The sequence below is a fragment of the Haloechinothrix alba genome, assembly GCF_900188115.1.
GTDB classification, from domain to species: Bacteria; Actinomycetota; Actinomycetes; order Mycobacteriales; family Pseudonocardiaceae; genus Haloechinothrix; species Haloechinothrix alba.
Map to the genome: position 1 here is coordinate 1 of NZ_FZNW01000015.1, position 21,363 is coordinate 21,363.

General features: G+C 69.1%; 15 protein-coding genes and 4 pseudogenes. 12 read left to right on the forward strand and 7 right to left on the reverse strand.

The features are described 5' to 3' along the window. Nucleotides 1–656, reverse strand: a pseudogene (locus CHB84_RS15015) (transposase); the annotation flags it as partial. 161 nt (nt 657–817) lie between these two features. Here CHB84_RS15015 and CHB84_RS15020 point away from each other — a divergent pair. Further along, nucleotides 818–1,257: pseudogene (locus CHB84_RS15020) on the forward strand (transposase); the annotation flags it as partial. Nucleotides 1,258–1,297: 40 nt separating this feature from the next. On the opposite strand, the pseudogene CHB84_RS15025 reads toward CHB84_RS15020, so the two are convergent. Next, nucleotides 1,298–2,050, reverse strand: a pseudogene (locus CHB84_RS15025) (IS256 family transposase); the annotation flags it as partial. Nucleotides 2,051–2,119: 69 nt separating this feature from the next. On the opposite strand from CHB84_RS15025, the gene CHB84_RS15030 reads away from it, so the two are divergent. Further along, complete coding sequence (locus CHB84_RS15030; protein ID WP_217898571.1) at nt 2,120–3,283, forward strand: IS30 family transposase; 1,164 nt, start codon at nt 2,120–2,122, stop codon at nt 3,281–3,283. A 12-nt stretch (nt 3,284–3,295) separates the two neighbouring features. Here the strand turns inward: CHB84_RS15030 and CHB84_RS15035 are convergent. Further along, nucleotides 3,296–3,826, reverse strand: a pseudogene (locus CHB84_RS15035) (transposase); the annotation flags it as partial. A gap of 186 nt (nt 3,827–4,012) precedes the next feature. Here CHB84_RS15035 and hemL point away from each other — a divergent pair. The 7 genes from hemL (at nt 4,013) to CHB84_RS15070 (ending at nt 11,678) form a co-directional block, all read left to right on the forward strand. Further along, the gene (gene hemL / locus CHB84_RS15040; protein ID WP_425432308.1) at nt 4,013–5,308 is read left to right on the forward strand and encodes a glutamate-1-semialdehyde 2,1-aminomutase; all 1,296 of its coding nucleotides are present in this window, start codon (nt 4,013–4,015) and stop codon (nt 5,306–5,308) included. Next, nucleotides 5,305–5,955: a histidine phosphatase family protein gene (locus CHB84_RS15045; RefSeq protein WP_089302252.1), complete on the forward strand. Its 651-nt coding sequence runs from the start codon at nt 5,305–5,307 to the stop codon at nt 5,953–5,955. Before hemL ends, CHB84_RS15045 begins: the two co-directional genes overlap by 4 nt. Further along, nucleotides 5,952–6,536 carry a TlpA family protein disulfide reductase gene (locus CHB84_RS15050; protein ID WP_089302253.1) on the forward strand — a complete coding sequence of 195 codons (585 nt, stop codon included), beginning with the start codon at nt 5,952–5,954 and terminating at the stop codon, nt 6,534–6,536. Before CHB84_RS15045 ends, CHB84_RS15050 begins: the two co-directional genes overlap by 4 nt. Before the next feature lie 46 nt (nt 6,537–6,582). After that, on the forward strand, nt 6,583–7,356 hold the full coding sequence (locus CHB84_RS15055) for a cytochrome c biogenesis CcdA family protein (protein ID WP_089302254.1): 774 nt from the start codon (nt 6,583–6,585) through the stop codon (nt 7,354–7,356). Continuing rightward, a complete protein-coding gene (resB, locus tag CHB84_RS15060; RefSeq protein ID WP_089302255.1) occupies nt 7,353–8,999 on the forward strand; it encodes a cytochrome c biogenesis protein ResB in 1,647 nt (548 codons plus the stop codon). Before CHB84_RS15055 ends, resB begins: the two co-directional genes overlap by 4 nt. Beyond that, nucleotides 8,999–9,997 carry a c-type cytochrome biogenesis protein CcsB gene (ccsB, locus tag CHB84_RS15065; RefSeq protein WP_089302256.1) on the forward strand — a complete coding sequence of 333 codons (999 nt, stop codon included), beginning with the start codon at nt 8,999–9,001 and terminating at the stop codon, nt 9,995–9,997. The genes resB and ccsB overlap by 1 nt, the downstream gene beginning before the upstream one ends. 301 nt (nt 9,998–10,298) lie before the next feature. Next, on the forward strand, nt 10,299–11,678 hold the full coding sequence (locus CHB84_RS15070; protein WP_089302257.1) for a MinD/ParA family ATP-binding protein: 1,380 nt from the start codon (nt 10,299–10,301) through the stop codon (nt 11,676–11,678). Between the two features lie 136 nt (nt 11,679–11,814). Here the strand turns inward: CHB84_RS15070 and CHB84_RS15075 are convergent, their stop codons facing one another. Together CHB84_RS15075 and CHB84_RS15080 are read right to left on the reverse strand one after the other, a co-directional pair. Further along, nucleotides 11,815–12,006, reverse strand: coding sequence for a hypothetical protein (locus tag CHB84_RS15075; protein ID WP_089302258.1), 192 nt, complete (start codon nt 12,004–12,006; stop codon nt 11,815–11,817). Nucleotides 12,007–12,104: 98 nt separating this feature from the next. Further along, nucleotides 12,105–12,311, reverse strand: coding sequence for a BldC family transcriptional regulator (locus tag CHB84_RS15080; RefSeq protein WP_089302259.1), 207 nt, complete (start codon nt 12,309–12,311; stop codon nt 12,105–12,107). A gap of 406 nt (nt 12,312–12,717) precedes the next feature. On the opposite strand from CHB84_RS15080, the gene CHB84_RS15085 reads away from it, so the two are divergent. From CHB84_RS15085 to cds1, 3 genes are read left to right on the forward strand one after another with little or no spacing between them, the layout of a single operon-like run. Further along, a complete protein-coding gene (locus CHB84_RS15085; protein WP_089302260.1) occupies nt 12,718–13,191 on the forward strand; it encodes an Lrp/AsnC family transcriptional regulator in 474 nt (157 codons plus the stop codon). A gap of 14 nt (nt 13,192–13,205) precedes the next feature. Further along, nucleotides 13,206–13,640, forward strand: a complete 435-nt coding sequence (locus CHB84_RS15090; protein WP_245818767.1) for a DUF4229 domain-containing protein — start codon at nt 13,206–13,208, stop codon at nt 13,638–13,640. Between the two features lie 9 nt (nt 13,641–13,649). Beyond that, on the forward strand, nt 13,650–14,744 hold the full coding sequence (cds1, locus tag CHB84_RS15095; RefSeq protein ID WP_089302261.1) for an L-cysteine desulfhydrase Cds1: 1,095 nt from the start codon (nt 13,650–13,652) through the stop codon (nt 14,742–14,744). A 40-nt stretch (nt 14,745–14,784) separates the two neighbouring features. Here cds1 and CHB84_RS15100 read toward each other — a convergent pair whose 3' ends face one another. Together CHB84_RS15100 and CHB84_RS15105 are read right to left on the reverse strand one after the other, a co-directional pair. Next, a complete protein-coding gene (locus CHB84_RS15100; RefSeq protein WP_089302262.1) occupies nt 14,785–15,657 on the reverse strand; it encodes a 1,4-dihydroxy-2-naphthoate polyprenyltransferase in 873 nt (290 codons plus the stop codon). Between the two features lie 79 nt (nt 15,658–15,736). Continuing rightward, complete coding sequence (locus CHB84_RS15105) at nt 15,737–21,274, reverse strand: ATP-binding protein (RefSeq protein WP_089302263.1); 5,538 nt, start codon at nt 21,272–21,274, stop codon at nt 15,737–15,739. Nucleotides 21,275–21,363: the final 89 nt, after the last annotated feature.

The following is a 21,363-nucleotide window of genomic DNA, read 5'->3' on the forward strand; positions in this document are numbered from 1 at the left end:
CGATCAGCGACCTGCACCGCGGTGGGCAGCGCAGGTCGGATGGCTTCGGCATATGCGCCGGAGCCATCCCGGCAGACCACCTGCACGCCGGGATGCTTGCGCAGCCAGGCCTCGAGCGTGTCAGCCGTGCGGTCGGCAAGGACATCGACGCGCTCGCCGGTCTCCGCGTTGATGGTCACGGTCACGTAGCGCTGTCACTTACACAGGGCGACATCGTCCACCCCGATCACGGCGGGCACCGGCCGGACCGGAACCGGTAGCCGCAGCAGCGCCCGCAGTGCGGTGTGCCGTGACATCCCGACACTGAACCCGGCCAGCTCGGCCACGACACGGCCCACCTGCGCAGCCAGCCGGGCGGTGCGGCGCTGATACCGCTCAACTACACAGGCCAGCTGCTCACGGAAAGTCTGTCGTCGACAACCAAGTCGTGGACAACGCATCCGTCGCGCTCGCACCCGCAGCATGACCCACCGCCCGTCCACCGGCACGTCGGCGACCTGCCGCACGATATAGCCGTGCACCCGCCCCGTCGGGACGGCACATCCCGGGCAGGCCACCGGCCCACACGGCGTCGAGGGCCGCACCACGATAGCCCCGGCACTATCGTCGACACCCTCAATGACCACCGAAGACAGCCCCGATAACACTATGTTCAGAAGTTGATCAACGTCACACCGGACTCACCCTGGCACCACCCAGAACCGACACACACCGTCACCACCGAATGTGAGCCAGAGCCAGCTAATGGTGTAAGTGGTCCTGACACGCCGAGCTTGCTTGGCGGGAAGGATCGCTCATGACCGAGATGATCGAGTCGATGGACTCGTTGACGACTGAGCAGCAGGAACTGGCCGCGGAGCTGGTGGCCAAGGCGCGTGCCGAGGGTGTGGAGCTGACCCGGCCGAATGGGCTGCTGACCGGGCTGACGAAGCAGGTGCTGGAGACCGCGTTGGAGACGGAGCTGGCCGAGCATGTCGGCTATGACAAGCACGACCCGGCCGGGCGCAACGGCGCCAACTCGCGCAACGGCACCCGCACCAAGACGGTGACCACCGATATCGGCCCGGTCGCCATCGAGGTACCCCGCGACCGGGACGGCTCGGTCGACCCGCAGATCGTGCGTAAGCGCCAGCGCCGGCTGCAGGGGGTCAACGAGATGGTGCTGTCGCTGACTGCCCGCGGGTTGACCACCGGGGAGGTCTCGGCGCATTTCGCCGAGACCTCCCCGGTGCCCGGATCAGCAAGGACACCATCTCGAGCGGGTCTGTAACAAGTTCGGTGTTTTCGGCGTTTGCGGTTAGTACTTCTGTGCGCTCGGCCAGCGGTCACCGAACGTGGTCGCGAACGCGTTCAATGCCGGTTTCCACCGCATCGTCCATCGTGCTTGTCCCTTGCCGGTCGGGTCGAGTGACCGGGTGGCCAGGTACAGGCACTTTAGCGCAGCCTGCTCGGTCGGGAAATGTCCTCATGCCCGCACGGCCTTACGATACCGCGCATTCAACGATTCGATGGCGTTTGTGGAACACAGCACGCGCCTAATTTCCGGATCGTAATCCAAGAACGGTGTGAATTCCTCCCATGCGGTACGCCACAGTCTGATCATCGCCGAATACTGGCCACCCCACTTGTCTTCCAGCTCGTCCAACGCCACCTCCGCGGCACCCACGGTAGGGGCCGCATAGATCGGCTTCAGGTCCTTCTTCAACGCGTCCCAATCACGCTTGGACGCGATCCGGAACGAGTTCCGGATCAGATGGATCACACACGTCTGCACCCGCGCCTGCGGCCACACGTCAGCGACCACCTCCGGCAGGCCCGTCAACCCGTCGCAGACCACGAAGAACACATCCCGCATCCCACGATTGCGCATGTCCTGCAACATCTGCAGCCAGAACTTCGCGCCCTCACCACCGGTGCCGGCCCACAAGCCGAGCACGTCCTTACGCCCCTCGAGTGTCACCTCGATCGCCGCGTAAAACGCGCGATTCGACACCTGCCCATCCCGCACCTTCACGACAATCGCGTCGATAAACACCGCCGCGTACACCTGGCGGTTTCCATCGGTCGTTGCGAATCCTGATGGGAAGGGGTTCGTATGCCGCGTGGTGGGCAGAACAGGATGCCGGTGGCGGTCAAGCGCCGCTACTTCGAGCTGATTCGGGCTGGATGGTCAGGCTCGGCAGCTGCCCAGGCAGTGGGTGTGTCGTTGAGCTGCGGGTCGGTGTGGTTCGTTGATGCTGGCCGGGTGGACGCCATCGACAAACCGATTAGCTCGCGGTATCTGAACCAGGACGATCGGATTGAGATCGCCGATGGGCTCGCCCGCGGAGAGCGGGTTACAGACATCGCCGCTCGGATCGGCAAGAGCTACCAAACCGTGTATCGGGAGATCGCCCGCAACCGCAAGCCGGACGGGCGCTATCAACCGTGGTATGCGCACAACCAGGCGTACCTGCGCCGCCAACGCCCCAAGCCTCGCCGCTTCGCGATCGATGCCGCGTTGCGCGCGGTGGTGGCGGGCACGTTGGCCACGAGGTGGTCGCCGGCGCAGATCAGCCGGTGGTTGCGACGGCGCTGGCCGCGTCGGACCTCGTGGCATGTCTGCGCTGAGACGATCTATGAAGCCGTCTATCGCGGTGTGATCGTCCCAGCGGATCCGGCAGTTCTGCGCACGGGTCGCACCTATCGGCACCGCCGTGGCCGGGGCCGTTCCCGCGACGGCGCGCTGAAACAGTCCACGACGATGCGGTCGATCCATACCAGGCCGGCCAGCGTCGAAACCCGCCGACAGGTCGGCCACTGGGAAGGTGACCTGATCGTCGGCGCTGCCCAGCGCTCCGCGATCGCCACGCTGGTGGAACGCAAAACGCGGCTGACACTGCTGGTCAAGCTCGACCGCGACCACTCCGCCCCGTCGGTCGGTGACGCGCTCATCGGTGCGTTCACCCAGCTTCCAACCGGCCTGCGCCGCAGTTTGACCTGGGATCAGGGCAACGAGATGTTCCACCACGAACGGATCGAACACGCCACCGGCGTCACGATCTACTTCGCCGACCCGCACTCACCCTGGCAGCGCGGCAGCAACGAGAACGTCAACGGCCTGCTGCGCCAGTACCTACCGAAGGGAACCGACCTACGTGCGTGGACGGCCCAACAACTCGACGAGATCGCCACCGAGCTCAACCACCGACCACGCCAATGCCTAGGCGACCGGAGCCCGCACCAACTGATGCAACAATGGCACCGTCGACACACCACAACAACGATTCGCAACGTTCACTAGAAACCGCCCCTCATCGAGCGGACGCGACTGCCATTCAGCCATCTCCGACACCACAGTATCGGTAATCCGCGACACAGTCTCCTTCGACACCGACGCACCATAAATCTCGTCGAAATGCGCAGAAATCTCGCCCGTCGTCAAACCCTTCGCATGCAACGACAACACGATCTCATCCACACTGCCCAACCGCCGCTGCCGCTTCTTCACGATCACCGGCTCGACACTGCCCTCACGATCCCGCGGCACAGCCACCGCGACCTCGCCGACAGCGTCGGAGACCACGGTCTTCGTGCGGGCACCGTTACGCACGTTCGAGCCCTCCCTGCCGGGCTGATCAGCGTGTTTGGCATGCCCGAGGTGCTCGGTCATCTCCGCGTCCAGCGCGGTCTCCAGCACCGTCTTCGTCAGCCGCCCCAGCAGCCCGTCCGGCCCGGTCAGGGCCAGACCCTGCTCCTGCGCCTGCTTGATCATCTCGGCGGCCAGCCGCTCCTGCGCGTCCGCCTCGGCCTCACCAGCCGGCCTCTTCGAAGTCCCAGTCGTCATGGCATCTACAGTCATCACACTCCGTGCCCATCCCGCCGAACCTCAGCCCGGCGTGTCGGGCCGAACCCACCGATCTTGAAACAGTCCCTCGCGCAGGCCCCGCGCAACAGGTAGGTGGGACGGACAGGCACGACCTGACCCCTGCTCGTTCCCGACAGGCCACGTGCCAGACTGGCTGCTGTGAGTGTGCGGATCCAGCAGTCGCAGGAATTGTTCGAGCGAGCGACCTCGGTCATCCCCGGAGGGGTCAACTCGCCGGTGCGGGCGTTCAGCTCGGTCGGTGGGACACCACGCTTCATGGTCTCCGGCGAGGGCGCGTACCTGTCCGACGAGGACGGCAACCGCTACGTCGATCTGGTCTCGTCCTGGGGGCCGATGATCCTGGGGCACTCCCATCCGGCCGTCGTCGAGGCCGTCCGGTCCGCCGCCGCCTCGGGGCTGTCCTTCGGCACGCCCGTGCGGGGCGAGGTGGACCTGGCCGCTGAGATCATCAGGCGGGTCGATCCGGTCGAGCAGGTACGGCTGGTCAACTCCGGAACCGAGGCGACGATGACCGCGATCCGTCTGGCGCGCGCCTTCACCGGCCGCGACAAGATCGTCAAGTTCGCGGGCTGTTACCACGGTCACGTGGACGCGCTGCTCGTGCAGGCGGGCTCCGGGGTGGCGACGCTCGGCCTGCCGACCTCGCCAGGGGTCAGCGACGCGCAGGCCGCAGACACCATCGTGCTGCCGTACAACGACATCGAGGCCGTGCGTGCCTGCTTCGCCGAGCATGCGGGCCGGATCGCCGCGGTGATCACCGAGGCCGCCGCCGGCAACATGGGTGCGGTCGCTCCCGTGCCCGGGTTCAACGCAGAGCTGCGTCGGCTGACGGCGGAGGACGGCGCCCTACTGATCATGGACGAGGTCATGACCGGGTTCCGGGTGTCGGCGGCAGGCTGGTACGGCCTCGACTGGGTGGCCGGCGACCTGTACACCTTCGGCAAGGTCATGTCGGGAGGCCTGCCTGCCGCTGCGTTCGGCGGCCGGGCCGACGTGCTCGCCATGCTCGCGCCGAGCGGCTCGGTGTACCAGGCGGGCACGCTTGCCGGTAACCCGGTGGCCGCCGCGGCCGGGCTGGCGACGCTGCGGGCCGCGGATGAGGCGACGTACCACGTGTTGGACGCCAACGCGCAGCGGCTGAGCACGATGCTGACGGAGGCGCTGTCGGCGGCAGGGGTGGCCCACACCATCGGACAGGCCGGCAACCTGGTGTCGGTGTTCTTCAGCGAGGAGCCGGTGCACGACTACGACGGAGCTCGCAAGGCCGAGTCGTTCCGCTACAGGCCGTTCTTCCACGCCCTGCTCGAGCAGGGCGTGTTCGCGCCACCGAGCGCGTTCGAGGCATGGTTCGTCAACACCGCGATGGACGACAACGCGTTCGAGGCCATCGAGGCGGCATTGCCTGCGGCGGCGCGGGCCGCGGCGGAAGCGACGGCATGAGCCGCCCCGGTTCGGACAGCGCGCGTTCCGTCGTGCACCTCGTGCGGCACGGCGAGGTGCACAACCCCGAGGGCATCCTCTACGGCAGGATGCCCGGCTACCGGCTGTCCGAGCGTGGCGTGAAGCAGGCGGTCACGGTAGCCGAGACGCTCGCGCGGCACGACATCGTGCACGTGGTCTCGTCGCCGTTGGAACGCGCGCAGCAGACCGCGGAGCCGATCGCCGACGCGCACCGCCTGGAGACCGGCACCGATGAGCGGCTGATCGAGTCGGACAACCAGTTCGAGGGATACCGCGTGTCGGTCGGCAACGGCGTGCTGCGGGAGCCACGGCACTGGTGGAAGCTGCGTGACCCGTTCACACCGTCCTGGGGTGAGCCCTACACCGAGATCGCACGGCGCATGCTGGCCGCGGTGTACTCCGCCAGGGAGGCGGCCGAGGGAAGTGAGGCGGTGTGCGTGTCGCACCAGCTGCCGATCTGGACCCTGCGACGGTTCCTGGAGATGCGCAGGCTGTGGCACGACCCGCGGAACCGGCAGTGCTCGCTCGCGTCGGTGACGAGCCTGGTTTTCCGTGGTGAGATGCTGGGCGAGGTCGTGTACAGCGAACCGGTGGGACGTACCGACCCGAAGGTGACCGGCGCATGACCCGGTGGACGGCGTACGCGGCGCTGGCAGCGGTGGCGCTGCTGGCCGTGACCGGTTGCGAGGCAGGCGCCGATGGCGCCCCCGCGGGTGGCGACTTCAGCTTCGTCGCACCGGGAGGCGATACGGACATCCGGTACCCGGTCGAGGAACGGCAGGACATGCCTCCCGTGGCCGGGGAGGACCTGTTCGACGAGGACGAGGAGATCTCCACGGAGGAGTTCGCAGGCGAGGTCATCGTGATCAATATCTGGGGCCAGTGGTGTGGTCCGTGCCGCAGGGAGGCCCCCGTGATGCAGCGGATCCACGAGGAGTACTCCGACGAGGGAGTTCAGGTCCTGGGTATCGATGTGCGCGACCCGTCGCGCAAGGCCCCGCAGGACTTCATGGCCGACCGCGGGCTGGACTACCCGTCGATCTACGACCCGCCTGGCAAGTCGCTGCTCGCGCTGTCCGGCTACCCGCGCAACATCGTGCCGTCCACCATCATCGTGGACCGCCAGCAGCGTGTGGCGGCCGTGTTCCTGCGGGAGCTGCTGTACGAGGACCTGCGCCCCGAGGTCGAGCGTCTGGCTGCCGAGTAGTGCCCCGGAAGGGCTGAGACGCACGCCACTGCCTACGCTGGGTTGCGTGGACGGCGTGACTGAGCTGGCGGTATCGGGGCCCCTGCTGTTCGCGGCCGCCGTCGCGCTGCTCGCAGGGCTCGTGTCGTTCGCGTCGCCGTGCATCGTTCCCCTGGTGCCGGGTTACCTCGCGTACATGTCCGCCATGGTCGGCGCGGACGCTCCCGCCGTCTCGGAACACGAGGAGCGGGGTGCGGGCCGGTACCGGGTCGTACTCGCCGCCGTCCTGTTCGTGCTCGGATTCACCGCGGTGTTCGCCGCCGGGATCGGCGGAGTGGTGTGGCTCGCCGATGCGCTGCTGATCAATCAGGGGTTGCTCGAACGCGTCGGCGGGGTACTCACGATCGCGATGGCGCTGGTGTTCCTCGGCCTGGTCCCGTTCATGCAACGGGAGGTGCGGGTACACGCCGTCCCGCGCGCCGGCATGGTCTCAGCTCCCATGCTGGGCGGGGTCTTCGCGCTCGGCTGGACTCCGTGTGTCGGTCCCACCCTGGCGGGGGTGCTGGCCATCGCCAGCTCGACGGGGGAGACGGCGGCCAGGGGGTTCCTGCTCGTCGTGGTGTACTGCCTCGGACTCGGCCTGCCGTTCGTGCTGATCGCGTTCGGGACCCGCTGGGCTATGCGGGCGACCGGCTGGCTGCGCAGGAACAGCCGCCGCGTGCAGATCTTCGGCGGCGTGCTGATGCTCGGGGTGGGGATCATGCTCGTCTCCGGCTTCTGGGGCTGGCTCATGGCGTGGATGCGGGACGCGTTCATCACCGACGTGGTGCTGCCCATATGACCACTGGAGGAGACGGCGATCCCGCAGGGCGGGAGCGGACCTACCGCGACACCCCGGCGCGGCGGGCGCTGGCGTTCGCGCGCAACACCTGGCGTGGCCTGACGTCGATGCGGGTCGCGCTGATCCTGCTCTTCCTGCTCGCGCTCGCCGCCTTCCCCGGCGCCGTGCTGCCGCAGCGGATGGTCGACGCCTCGGCCGTGTCCCGCTACATCGAGGACTACGGCTGGTGGGGCAGGTTGCTCGACCGGCTGCAGTTCTTCGACGTCTACGGCAGCGTGTGGTTCTCCGCGATCTACCTGCTGCTGCTGGTGTCCCTTGTGGGGTGCCTGGTGCCGCGCAGCGTCGAGTACGTCAGGTCGATGCGCGCCCGACCCGTCCTGACGCCACGCAACCTCGCGCGGATGCCGCATCACCGCGAGGGGCAGCTGCGCGCGGATCCGGACACGGTGGTCGCCAGGGCGCACGACCGGCTGTCGAGGTGGCGCCGCGTCGAACGCACCGAGCAGGACGGCGCACGCACCATCAGCGCCGAGCGCGGTTACCTGAGGGAGACCGGCAACCTCGTGTTCCATTTCGCGTTGCTCGGATTGATCATCGCTTTCGCCGTCGGGCACATGTACAAGTACGAGGGTCAGGTGATCGTGCACGCCGACGGCTCGGAGTTCTGCAACTCCGGGATCTATGCCTACGACACGTTCAACGCGGGGTTGAACGTCGACGGGACCGGGTTGACGCCGTTCTGCGTGCGGGTGAACGACTTCGAGGCCGACTACCTGCCGAACGGCCAGCCGGAGAACTACCGCGCCGACATCGAGTACCAGTCCGGCGACGACCTGCGCGACGACACGTGGCGGCCGTACGACCTGCAGGTCAATCACCCGCTGCGCACCGAAGGGGACCGGGTATACCTCCTCGGTCACGGGTTCGCGCCGGAGTTCACGGTGACCTTCCCGGACGGGCAGCAGCGTACGAAGGCCACCCAGTGGCGCCCGAACGACCAGATCACCCTGCTGTCCGACGGGGCGACCAAGTTCGACCCGCCAGGGGTCACCGACGAGGCCCGGCGGCGCTCCAACCAGATCGCGATCACTGGCCTGTTCGCGCCGACGGCGCATTTCAACGGCAAGATCCTCACCTCGTCCGCTCCCGGCCTCGACGACCCGGCCGTCGCCGTCGACGTGATGCGTGGCGACCTCGGCATCGACTCCGGCTACGGGCAGTCCATCTTCGAGATCGACGAGAAGATGGTCGAGCAGGACAGGCTGGAGCGGGTCGCAAGGGAGAACCTCCGGCCCGGTGAGGAGATCCAGCTCGACGACGGCACCCGCATCTCCTTCGACGGGGTCCACCGATGGGCGTCGCTGCAGGTCTCGCACGATCCCACGCAGGGCTGGGTGCTCGCGTTCGCGATCGTGATGCTGGTCGGGCTGGCGGCCTCGCTGATCGTCAAACGCCGCAGGTTGTGGATCCGGGTGAGCCCGTCCGGCGACGGGGGCGCGGGTAGCCTCGTGCACGTCGGTGGTCTGGCGAGAACCGACCAGGCCGGGTACGGCGAGGAGTTCACCCGGCTGGCCGCGGACCTGCTCGACGATACGGGCGGCGAGTGGGACGCCCGGAACGGTTCGGAAAGGAATCGCAGCTGATGCCGGTCAACGCAACTCTGTCGCAGCTGTCCGACTGGTCGTACAGCTCGGCGGCGGCCATCTACCTGCTGGCCATGATCCTGTTCCTCGTCGAGCAGGCGTTCGGCAGGAAAGGGCAGGAGGCGGCCGAGCGCGCAGGGACGCGCGCCGTGGCAGGCCAGGACGAGTCCGCCGTGGCGACGGCCGGCGGCGGGGAGCCTCCGGAGAGCCCGGCCGTGGGCCCCGCCGAACGCCGCCACAGGGGGCGGGCCGAGCGGTTCGGCAGCATGGGTGTGGCCGTCATGGTGCTCGGCATGCTGCTGCACCTGGCCGCGCTGGTGTTCCGTGGCTGGTCCACGGGCCGCGCACCGTGGGGGAACATGTACGAGTTCCTCATGGTGCTGTGCTTCGCGGCCGTCGTGACCTGGCTTGTCGTGATCAGCAGGCACGCTGTGCGGCACCTGTCGGCGTTCGTGCTGCTGCCCGTCGTCCTCCTGCTGTTCCTCGGCGGCACGCTGCTGTACAGCACGGCGGTCCCTGTCCAGCCCGCGCTGCAGTCCTACTGGCTGGTCATCCACGTATCCGCCGCTGCGGCGTCCTCCGGGATCTTCCTGGTGCCCGGCGTCGCCAGCGTGCTGTACCTGTTCCACTCGGCGCACCAGCGCGACCCGGCCCGGTTCTCCTCCCTGGTGCGGCGGTTGCCGTCGAAGGAGCTGCTCGACCGGGTTGCCTACCGCGTCACGGTCTTCGCGTTCCCGCTGTTCACCTTCGGGGTGATCGCGGGGGCGATCTGGGCGGAGTCGGCCTGGGGCCGCTTCTGGGGATGGGACCCCAAGGAGACGGTCGCGTTCATCACCTGGGTGATCTACGCCGCGTACCTGCATGCGCGCGCGACAGCCGGCTGGCGCGGGGACCGTGCCGCGATGATCAACATAGCGGGCTTCGCGGTCGTGGTGTTCAACCTGTTCTTCATCAACCTCGTCGTGGCGGGCCTGCACTCGTACGCTCAGGTGGACTAGCGGCCTGCCCGCGTGAGAGCGGGCCGAGGGGCCTCCCGGTGCATATGTGGTGCCCGAGGAGCCCTTCGGCTCGAGCCCGCCGTCGGGTGGGCGGGGACGGCCACTCTGCGCGGGGTGGCCTGGTGCGACTACCGTCGGGGTGGGTGCGGCGACCACGTGTCGTCGGCACCGCAGACGTTGCGCACGTGGCGGGCCCCAGCAGGAAGTACCAGCAGGAAGTACCAGCAGGGGAGTACCGGCGGCAGGACCCAGCGCGCACGGCGAATGGCCCGACCGGGGCCGGACAGGGAGGACCACACGAGTGAGCGAGCCGGACAACGAGGCAACGACTCGACAGCCCTCGCACGTCGACGGCCTGGAGTCAGCGGAGGAGCGCACGGACTCGCATCCGCACCCGCCCGTGGATGAGCAGCAACAGGCGCAGGCGGGGTGGGCACCGGCGGATTCGGCGACTCGGCAGGAGCTGCCGCCGGTCGTGCCTCCGGGGGACCCCGCGCACGCTGCGGGACCCGGCACCGCGCAGGGTGACCCGCGCGGCGGGTTGCCGTACGACCAGAACCAGCAACCGTTCCCCCCGCTCGGCCCGCCGCAGCCGCCCTGGCAGCAAGCCCAGCAACAAGCCCAGCAGCAGGCCCAGCAACAGGCCCAGCAACAGGCCCAGCAGCAGTACGCCCCCGGGCAGCCGCATCCCGGAGCGCAGCCGCAGGCGGCGCACCCGGTGGACGATATGCGACGCCCGCGCCGGGGCCGGCATTCCGTTGCCGGTCCGGATGAGCTGGCCTCGGCCCAGCTGATCAAACCGGTGAAGCGTCGCCCGCAGAGTGGCTGGCGCAAGGCCGTCTACGTGGCGAGCGGGCATCTCATCAACCCGGGTGAGAGCCCCGCCGACCGCCGGCGCAGGGAGCTCATCGCGCGGGTGAACCAACCCCTGCGCGGCTGTTTCAAGATCGCGATGCTCAGCCTCAAGGGTGGTGTCGGCAAGACGACGACCACGACCACCCTCGGGTCGACCTTCGCGTCGCTGCGCGGGGACAGGGTCGTCGCCATCGACGCCAACCCGGACCGGGGCACGTTGTCACAGAAGATACCCATGGAGACGACGGCGACGGTGCGGCACCTGCTCCGGGACGCCGACCGGATCCACCGCTACAGCGATATACGTGCCTACACGTCCCAGGGGTCGAGCAGGTTGGAGATCCTGGCGAGCGAGCAGGACCCTGCGGTGTCCGAGGCGTTCTCGGAGCAGGACTACCGCCGTGCGGTCGACCTGCTCGAGCACTTCTACAACATCGTGCTGACCGACTGCGGTACCGGGCTGATGCACTCGGCGATGAAGGGTGTCCTCGATGTCGCGGACGCACTCGTACTGGTCTCATCAGGCTCGGTGGACGGTGCGCGCAGTGCCTCGGCGACGCTGGACTGGTTGGACGCGCACGGCTACGGCGGTCTGGTGCAGCGCTCCGTCGTGGTGATCAACTCGGTGAGGCCGAAGATGAGCTCGGTCGACCTGGACAAGCTCGAGGCTCATTTCGGGGCACGTACTCGTGCCGTGTGCCGGATCCCCTTCGACGCGCATCTGGAGGAAGGTGCCGAGATCGAGCTGGACCAGCTCCAGGAAGGGACGCGGCTCAAGCTGCTCGAGCTCGGCGCGACGGTCGCCGACGGCTTCACCAGTCCTTGACGACTCGTACCGGGAGACCTCGCCGAACCCGCACCGGGACCGGGTTGCCGGGAACGGTCACGGGCACGGTGGCCCGGGAGAACTCACAGCCCCCTCGGTTTCCCGAGGGGGCGTGGGGCACTTCTGGCCGGGACGGCTAGTTTTGCTCGTCGTCGCGTCGCTTCCTGCGCTGTTCCTCGCTGAGCTTGCGAAGGAAGTCCGGGTCGTCGTCCGGTGCGACGGGCGCTGCCTTGTGTGTCGGCGTGGTGTCGCCGCGTTCGGAACTCAACACCCGCCACAAGAGCACCGCGATCGTGATTACGCCGACCGCTGCGAGCAGGTAGTGCATGCTCGCTCCTTCCCGCTGTGCCGCGTTGGTGTCCTCTACCCCGAGACTAGCCGCATTCGTGGCGGGGGAGAGGGAAACCGGGGCATTAATGTCGAATTTTACTCGACCGCCTCCGATGTCAACTTGGCGAGAAGCTCGTTGACCTCGGCTTCCCGGAAACGGCGGTGCCCGCCAGGCGTGCGGATGGAGCCGATCCTGCCCGAGGCCGCCCACCTGGTCACGGTCTTCGGATCGACGCGGAACAGCTCTGCGACTTCGCCGGGCGTGAGCAGACGGCCCCCCGACTGAGGCACGGTCGCGGTCATGATCTGACCTCCTTATCGCGATCAGTGCGATACCCGCCGCCAATCGTGCAGGTATACCCTATCTTGGCAGCACTGGCTGCTTGATGCCACAAGCGTCGCATCTCGCCTGGCGGGTACTCGAACGGTTGGCTGAGAGTAAAGAGTAGGTAAGGGGATGAATCGGGCATCGCCTCTGGTCGCTCACCCGGCGAGCGGGCCGAGGAAAGCACAGCCGGTTCACGCGGTGAGCGAGTTGCGGCCGGTACAACCGGCCGGTGTGGCGCCGCCACGTTCGGTCCCGCGCGCCGCGGGGACCCCGGGAAGGTAACCTGCTGGCGAGACATCAGCACATCGGGAGTGCCGCCCGCGTGTCCATCGGAGCTTCCCGGCGCGCGGCCGCGACCCCCATCCTGTTCGATGAGGCACTGTGGACGCGATAGATCGGAAGATCATTGCCGCCCTGCGGGACAACGGCAGGGCGACGTACGCCGAGCTGGGGCGTCATATCGGCCTCTCGGCGTCGTCGGTGCACGAGCGTGTCGCCAAGCTCGAGGCCGCCGGGGTCATCACCGGCTATCACGCCGTCGTCGACCCCCGGGCCGTGGGTCTGGACGTGACCGCGCTCGTCGGCGTGCAACCGTCCGACACCGCATCCGACGACGCGGTGGCCGATGCCCTCGCCGAGCTGGAAGAGGTGGAGAGCTGCTACGCGGTGGCCGGTGACGACGCCTTCGTGGTGAAGGTACGCGTGCCGACCATGGATGACCTGGAGCTGGCACTGGGGCGCTTGCGCCGCATTCCCGGTGTCTCGCGCACGCACACGACGGTCGTGCTGTCCACCCGGTTCGAGGGGCGCCCGAACAACACCGCGCTGGCGGGCGGCGGCACGAACGGCACCTGACCGTGGAGCGTAGCGTGGGCACCGTGAACGAGTGGCGTACCGGGCGGGCCGGTGGCGACTTCGCCGTCGACCTGACGTTGTACCTGCTTGCCAGGCTCGGGCTCGTGGCAGCAGGCACCATCGTGCTGGTGCTCGTCAACGTGCCGCTGCTCGTGGCGATCGCGATCGCCCTCGTGCTCTCGCTGCCGCTGGGCCTGTTGTTGCTGCGCGGGCTGAACGCGCGCGTCACCGCCGGTCTGGCCGAGCGTGGTGAGCGGCGGAAGGCGGAACGCGCGCGGCTACGTGCGCAGTTGCGCGGGGAGCTGCCGGATGAGGCAGGCCCGGTCGCCGGCTCGGCTGCTGCCGCTGGGCACGGCGTGACGGACGGTACCGGTGCCGGGGACGAGGGCGACGAGACCACCGATGCCGCCGAGGACGACCCGGGCCGGTCGCGGCCCGGGTCTGCATAATCGGCCGCCATGGGCCAGTACTCGACTCGTGACTGGGTGGCTGAGGCGATCCGCATCATCGACGCCGACGCCAACCGCAGCGCGGACACGCACCTGCACATGTTCCCGCTTCCCCGGCGATGGGGCATCGATCTTTACCTCAAGGACGAGTCGGTGCACCCGACCGGGTCCCTCAAGCACCGGCTTGCCCGTTCGCTGCTGCTCTACGGGCTGGTCAGCGGGAGGATCGGGCCGCAGACGGTGTTGATCGAGGCATCGAGCGGGTCCACGGCCGTGTCGGAGGCGTACTTCGCGCGCATGCTGGGGCTCGAGTTCGTCACCGTCGTACCTCGCTCGACGAGCAAGGAGAAGATCGAGCTCATCGAGTTCTACGGGGGACGTTGCCACTACGTGGACACCGCGCCGGAGATGTACAGCGAGGCGGAGCGGCTCGCCGCGGAGTGCGGGGGCCACTACCTCGACCAGTTCACCTACGCCGAGCGGGCCACGGACTGGCGGGGTAACAACAACATCGCCGAGTCGATCTTCATGCAGATGCGTGAGGAGCGTTACCCGGTACCGAGTGCCGTGGTCGTGGGCGCGGGTACGGGCGGGACCAGCGCGACCATCGGCAGGTACGTGCGTTACCGCAGGCACCCCACGAGGATCGTCGTCGTCGACCCGGAGAACTCCGCGTTCTGCCACGCGTGGGAGACGGGGGCCATGGACTACACGACGGGGATGCCTTCCAGGATCGAGGGGATCGGGCGGCCGAGAGTGGAGCCCTCGTTCCTGCCCGAGGTGATCGACGAGATGATCCGGGTCCCGGACGCCGGCTCGCTGGCGGCCATGCGGTTGTTGCTGCAGTACACCGGCCACCGTGCGGGCGGCTCCACGGGCACCAACCTGTACGGCGCCTTCCAGGTGATCGCGCGCATGGTGCAGCGGGGGGAGACCGGCAGTGTGGTGACCCTGGTCTGCGACGGCGGCGAACGCTACACGCACACCTACTACGACGACAGCTGGGTCGCCGCGCAAGGCCTTGACCTGCGACCGCATCGCGCGGTGCTCGACGACTTCCTCGTCACCGGCCGCTTCGATCCCCCGGTAGGGAGCCCGATGTGACGTCGGGCTCCCTGGATGGAACCAACGTCACCTTCGGCTCCTATCCGAACGCCAGCGCGGTCGCGGTGACAGCCGCCCACAGCAGCATCGCCAGGCCGGTGTCGCGCAGCACGGGAACGAGCGCGTAGCCGGCGTGCCTGCCGAGCACCGTCCGTAGCGGGGCGATGAGCAGCAGTGCGGACACCACGGCGAAGGTGGCAGGCGGATGCCACGTACCGACGAGCAGGCTCGCGACGAACGGCAGCACCAGCAGTGCCACGTACAGCCTGCGCGTACCCCCGTCGCCCAGCCGTACGGCAAGGGTCCGCTTGCCGACCGCCGAGTCACTCCGGATATCCCGCAGGTTGTTGGCAAGCAGTACCGCTGCCGAGAACGCGCCGATGGCGACCGCGCACGCAACCGCGGTCGGGCTCACCACGTCTGCCTGGACGTACATCGTGCCGAGCACGGCGACGAGCCCGAAGAACACGAACACGGCGGGCTCACCGAAGCCCGCGTAGCCGTACGGCTTGGCACTGCCGGTGTAGAACCACGCACCGGCGACGCAGGCCGCCCCGACCGCGAACAGCCACCAGTGGCCGCTGAGCACGATGAGCGTGGCACCGACGACGCAGGCGACGACCAGGCAGCTCAGCGCGCTCGCGCGAACCGATGCGGGGGTTGCCAGCCCGGTGGCGACCAGCCGCACCGGCCCGACCCTGCGGTCATCGGTACCCCGGATGCCGTCGGAGTAGTCGTTGGCGAAGTTCACGCCGATGATCAGGGCGAGCGCCACGACCAGGGCGAGTGCCGCGTACGCAGGCGACGCGTGCCCGGCGTACGCCGCCGCCCCGGTGCCCGCGAGTACCGGGGCGACGGCGTTCGGCAGCGTGCGGGGGCGTGCCCCTTCGATCCATTCAGCGAGCGTGGCCATGGGATCATTTTTTCCCACCGTACGTGCGCGGCCGCCGGTACCCCGTCCTGACGGCCGCGCACGTGCGGCCGGGCCGCACCTACCCGTCCAAGCCGCGCTCCAGCGCCGCGACGATCCGCGGTCGCAGCTCGTCCGGCTGGATGATCGCGTCCACCGATCCCACGTCGACGGCGCGCCGGATGCTGTGCACACGGTCGAACTCCGTGGCCACCTCGCCGAGCTTCTCCGCGCGCACCGAGGCACGAACCTCGTCCAGCTCGGTGGTCAGCGCGGCACGTTGCGGCCCGGATGCGTTCGTGATCCGCTGCTCCAGCTCGCGTACCCGTTCGTCGGCGGCGGTGCGAGCGTTGACGTCCCCGGCGAACACCACGGCCGCGGCAGGGGCGCCCCCGATCACGGATGCGAACGAGCCGTCCACGGCGAGCACGGTCATGTTCGGGTTGAGCGCCTTGGAGAACACCACGAACGCGCCGCCGTGGTACCGCGAGACGACGCAGAACACGATCGGGCCGTCGAAGTTCACGATCGCCCGGCCGATCTCGGCTCCGTACTCCAGTTGCAGCTTGCGCAGCGACTCCGGGGAGCCGTCGAACCCGGACAGGTTCGCCAGCACGACGAGTGGCCGGTTCCCGCTCGCCGCGTTGATCGCCCGCGCGACCTTCTTCGACGAGCGGGGGAACAGCGTACCCGCGGTGTAGGTGTCGGGACCGTCGGTCGGCGGGAACCCGCGACGTGGAACGGACCGGGACTCCATGCCCACCAGGCACACCGGGATGCCCGCGAGGTGGGCGTCGGCGACCACGGAGGTCTCCGCGTCGGCCATGCCCGCCCAACGCTCCAGCATCTCGTGGTCGGCGTCGGCCAGGGCGCGCATCACTGTGCGGATGTCGAACGCCTTCTTGCGGTCGGGGTTGGTCTCCGCCGAGAAGATCTCACCTACCCGCGTGAAGTCGCTGCCCTCGTGCTCGTGCGGGGAAGAGGATACGTCCCTGTCGACGGGGTCGTCGGTCCGCGCGCGGCGCGGCGCTGACTCGCCCGGCGCGACGTAGCTGTGCTCGTAGTGCCGCATCAGCACGTCGCGCGCCCCCGCGAGGTCGCGGGCCCAGTACTGGGCCTGGCCGTTCGGGCCCATCACCCGGTCGTAGCCGCCGATGCCGAAGTTGTCCTCGGCCGAGACCCCTCCGGAGAAGTCCAGCGACTGCTTGCCCGTGAGCACCATCGCCGAGTCGGGCGTCATCACGAGGATGCCCTTGGTGTGCATGAGCATGGTGGCCTCGGCGTTCCAGTACGGCTGGGCTCCGACGTTGATCCCGGCCACCACGATGTTGATCTCGCGGCCACCCTGCGTGAACTCCACGATCCGCTTGATCACGGCCGCGATCCAGTCCATGTTCTCCGTACCGGAGTCCATGGAGATCTTCGCGCCCGCGGAGACGGCGAACCACTCCACCGGCAGTCGCATACGCTCGGCAAGGTCGAGCGCGGCGATCACCCTGGAGCATTCGGGCTCGGCCAGCGCGCCGAGGGCCTTGGTCGGGTCGCCGAGCAGGGCCACCCTGCGCACCCCCTCCGGGTGCCGCTCCGTCGGGGTGCTCACCACCCCGGTCACGATCGCCGAGCTGTTCTGCCCCTTCGGCCGGTCCACCGGCACCAGCTCGCCGGCGGAGTCGAGGTCGTACTCGGTGAACGTCCCCTCTGAGCCGGCGAGCGTGTCGACCAGCTCGTAGGGGTAGACGGTGCCGCGCCTGCGTGCCCGCAGCACCTTCTGGTCGTAGTCGTCCAGCGGCTTGATCGGCTCGACATCCGGCTCGGTCACGTCCAGCCGGACGCCGGACTCGGGCTCGTACGAGACCCGTACGGCGGCGTCCCGCAGCTCGCCGGTCGCGTGGTCGCGCTGCCTGCCGAGGAACATCACCTCCTCGATGCCTGCACCTGCCGTGCTGGGCACGGCCCGCTGCGCGATCGAGTTGATCTCCTGAGCGGTCAGCTCGCTCGGCGGCCAAGCGTAGATGAGGATCCGGTTGGTGTCGAGCCTGCCCTTGGCCGGCCGTTGCGCCTGTACCTTCCGGATCGCGTCGACACAGGCAGCCAGGGTGCCCTCCACCGCGGGCAGCGCGGCCACCCTGCCGTTCGTGTCGCGCAGCGGGGTCAGGTCGCGTACCTGAGCCATCGCAACCAGCCGCTCGTCGGAGGGGTTGCTCGGCGCCACGCAGGAGAACAGGTAGACGTCCTCGTCGGCCGAAGGCAGGCGGGTGACGTCGAAGTTGCGTAGCCGCTGCAGCTCGAGCCGCTGCGCGATGAGCGGGTGGATACCGCGGATCAGGCGCTCCTCGGCCAGCCCGGTCGCGGCGGGGCGGAACGTGAAGTGGTGATGCATCGCGTCGCCGGTGCGCCCGGCCACCGAGGTCGTCACCCTGCGCACCTTCGCCAGAAGCGGGATCTCGCTGAGCACCCCACGCAACGCGGCGGCCTTGGCGTCGGCGTCGTCCGGCTGGTCGTCCCAATGCAGGTAGATGTCGACGACAAGGCCTGCCAGGTCGGTCTGCCCGGCCAGCTCGGCGACGGCGCGAGCCGCGTCGCCCAGTTCGGCGATATCGGCTGCCGTGCTGATCAGGCGTAGCCGGTGACCATCGAGGTCGTACTCGGCCGAGACCAGTGCCCGCCCGCCGACGTGCTCGCAGCGGACGTTCTCCAGCCCCCGTGTGCGGTAGTAACGGCGAACGAGGACCTCCAGCAGCGGCCCCAGGTCGGTGCCCGGCCGGGTGATGCGCTGCCCGAGCAGCCGCACCAGCGGCTCGGGGCTGGCGACCATCTCGGAGATCCGCTCCTCGCGGTCCGGTGCGTCCGGGTGCTCGTCGAGGTACCGCAGGTGTTTGCGCACCCTCGCGTACACCTCGGCCCGGCCGCGCCGCAGCATCGGCTGGGCGAACCACCGGAAGACCACACCGCGGGCCAGGTCCCCGACGGTCGGGAAGCGCAGCTGGGTGGCGGTGACCAGCCGCTCCAGCGCCTCGCCCGCGAGGTCGCGCAACGAGTTGCCTGGCGGGGCCTCCTCGATCCAGCGCTGCAGCAGCGCCGTCACCACGGCCGCACCCGAGGTGACCTGCTGCTGGGCGAGGAAGATGCGGAAGACCGCTTCCTCGAGTGCGTCGGTACGTTCGAAGTCGGCGACCCCGTAGTGCCCGAGCGCCCTGCCCAGCTTGGCCTGGAATGCCTCGGACAGCCCGGCCCGCTCGACGTCGAGGCTCTGCAGGTAGGTGTGGAAGTACTCGCGCGGGCTGTGTACCCGGGTGTCTGCCTGCTCCTCCTCCCCGGCAGGTTTGTTCCTGCTCAACTCGCACAGGTCGGTGAACACGCCGAGCAGCTCGACCTCCCCGCGTAGCGGGCGCTCGCCGGCGCGGGCCATCTCGTCCCGCGCGGTGAGGTAGTCGGCAAGCGTGCGGTGCTCGTCCACCGGGTCGACGTCGAAGCCGAGCAGCAGGCCACGCAGCTCCTCGAGCCCGCGTGTCACCCGCTCCGCGGCGGCGACATCGCCCGCGACCTCCGGCAAGCCGAGCTGCTCGGTGTCCTGGCAGGCCGCGGGGCCGTCGTCGGTGTCGTCGGTGTCGCCGACCGGCTCCAGGCGCAGCACCGGTACGCCCGCCTCGACCTGGCTACCGACCGAGACGAGGCACTCGCGCAGCCGCGCGGCGAACGGCGCGCGCAGCACCGTCTCCATCTTCATGCTCTCCAGCACGAGCACCGGTGCACCTGCTTCGACCTCGTCGCCCTCGGCGAGCGGGGTGGACACCACCAGCGCGGGTGCGGGGGAGCGCAGCACGCCTCCCTCGTCCCTGCTGATCCGGTGCGTGACGCCGTTGACCTCCACCAGGTGAACCGGCCCGTGTGTGGCGGTCATGAGCCGGTAGGTGTGCCCGTTGACCGAGAACCGGGCCGCAGCGGACTCCTGCTCGCCCCGCCGCCCGGAGTCGAAGCGCTCCAGCTGCGCGTCGACGGTCCGCGGGGCGGTCTCCGCGTCGTCCCGCCCCGCACCGAACGCGACGCGGAAGCGGCGAGGACCGATCCGCGCGACGGTGATGCGGTGGTCGGCGCCGCGCAGCCGGAGGTCGATGGCCCGCCCCACCTCGTGCTGGACCTGTGGCCTGCCGCCGTGCGCCGTGGTGAACAGCCGCTGGCGCTCGGCACGTTCCTCCTCCTGGTACGCCTCGATCGCCGCGGCGGCGAGCGCGATCCCGGAATGGGTGTGCGTGACGAGCCGTCCCGCACCGCGCTCCCGGTCGATCCAACCGGTGTCGGCCGTTGCACCGGTGACCTCGGGGGCGTTGAGCAGGTCGAGCAGGAAGCTCTTGTTGGTGACCCCGCCTTCGATGATCACCGAGGTTCCGGACACCGCGCGGCGTAGCCTGGCGAACGCCTCGTCCCGCGTGCGGCCGTAGGCGATGAGCTTGGCGATCATGGAGTCGAAATCGGCCGGGATGGTGTCCCCCTCGGCGACCCCGGTATCCACCCGGATACCGGGTCCCGCAGGCAGGTGTAGCAGCGTGATCCTGCCGGGGGCCGGGGCGAACTCGCGGTCCGGGTCCTCGGCGTTGAGCCGGGCCTCGACGGCGTGGCCGGACTCGGCGGGCGGGTCTCCCTCGAGCCTGCCGCCCGCCGCGACGTGTAGCTGGGCCTTGACCAGGTCCACTCCCGTGGTGGCTTCCGTGATGGGATGCTCGACCTGCAGGCGCGTGTTGACCTCGAGGAACGCGAGCTGCTTCTCGTCCGGGTCGTACAGGAACTCCACGGTAGCGGCGCCGCGGTAACCGGCGGCCACGATCAGCCGTTCCGCTGCGGCCTTGAGCTCGCCGACCTGCTCGGCGTCCAGCAGCGGAGAGGAGGACTCCTCGATGATCTTCTGGTTGCGCCGCTGTATCGAGCAGTCACGCACCCCGAGCGCCCAGGCCGTCCCCTGGCCGTCCGCGATGACCTGCACTTCCACGTGCCGCCCGCCGGTGACCAGTGACTCGAGGAAGACCACCCCGCTGCCGAACGCGCGCTGTGCCTCCGATCTGGTGTTGTCGAAGGCCGCGGTCAGCTCCTGGTCCGAGCGCACAACGCGGATGCCGCGCCCACCGCCGCCCGCGCTCGCCTTGAGCATCAACGGGTAGCCGATCTCCGCGGCCACCCGCAGTGCGGAGTCGAGGTCGGTGAGGGAGCCGCGGCTCCACGGCGCCACGGGAACGCCCGACTCCTCGGCGATGAGCTTCGCGCCGATCTTGTCGCCGAGGGTGCGCATGGCATCGCCGCTCGGGCCGATGAAGGTGACGCCGATGCGCTCGCAGAGCTCGGCGAACGCGGGATCCTCGGCGACGAATCCCCAGCCGACCCAGGCCGCGTCGGCTCCGGTGTCGGACAGCGCGCGTTCCAGCACGGTGTGGTCGAGGTACGGCCGGTCCGCCGCCGCTCCGATGCAGTAGCCGACATCGGCCTCCCGCACGAATGTGGACGTGCGTTCGGCGTCGGTGTAGAGCGCGATGATCTGCGGCGACGGGCCCTGGGCTCCGAGTTCCCTGACCGCGTGGATGAGCCGCATCGCGGCCTCCCCCCGGTTGACGATCGCGATGCGCTGGAACACGAACTCAGACCTCCTGGAAACAGGCTCGGGGACTTTCTGTGGTGGACGTTTCTCGCGCCGCGCGCAGACGTCCGACTACGTACCAGCAT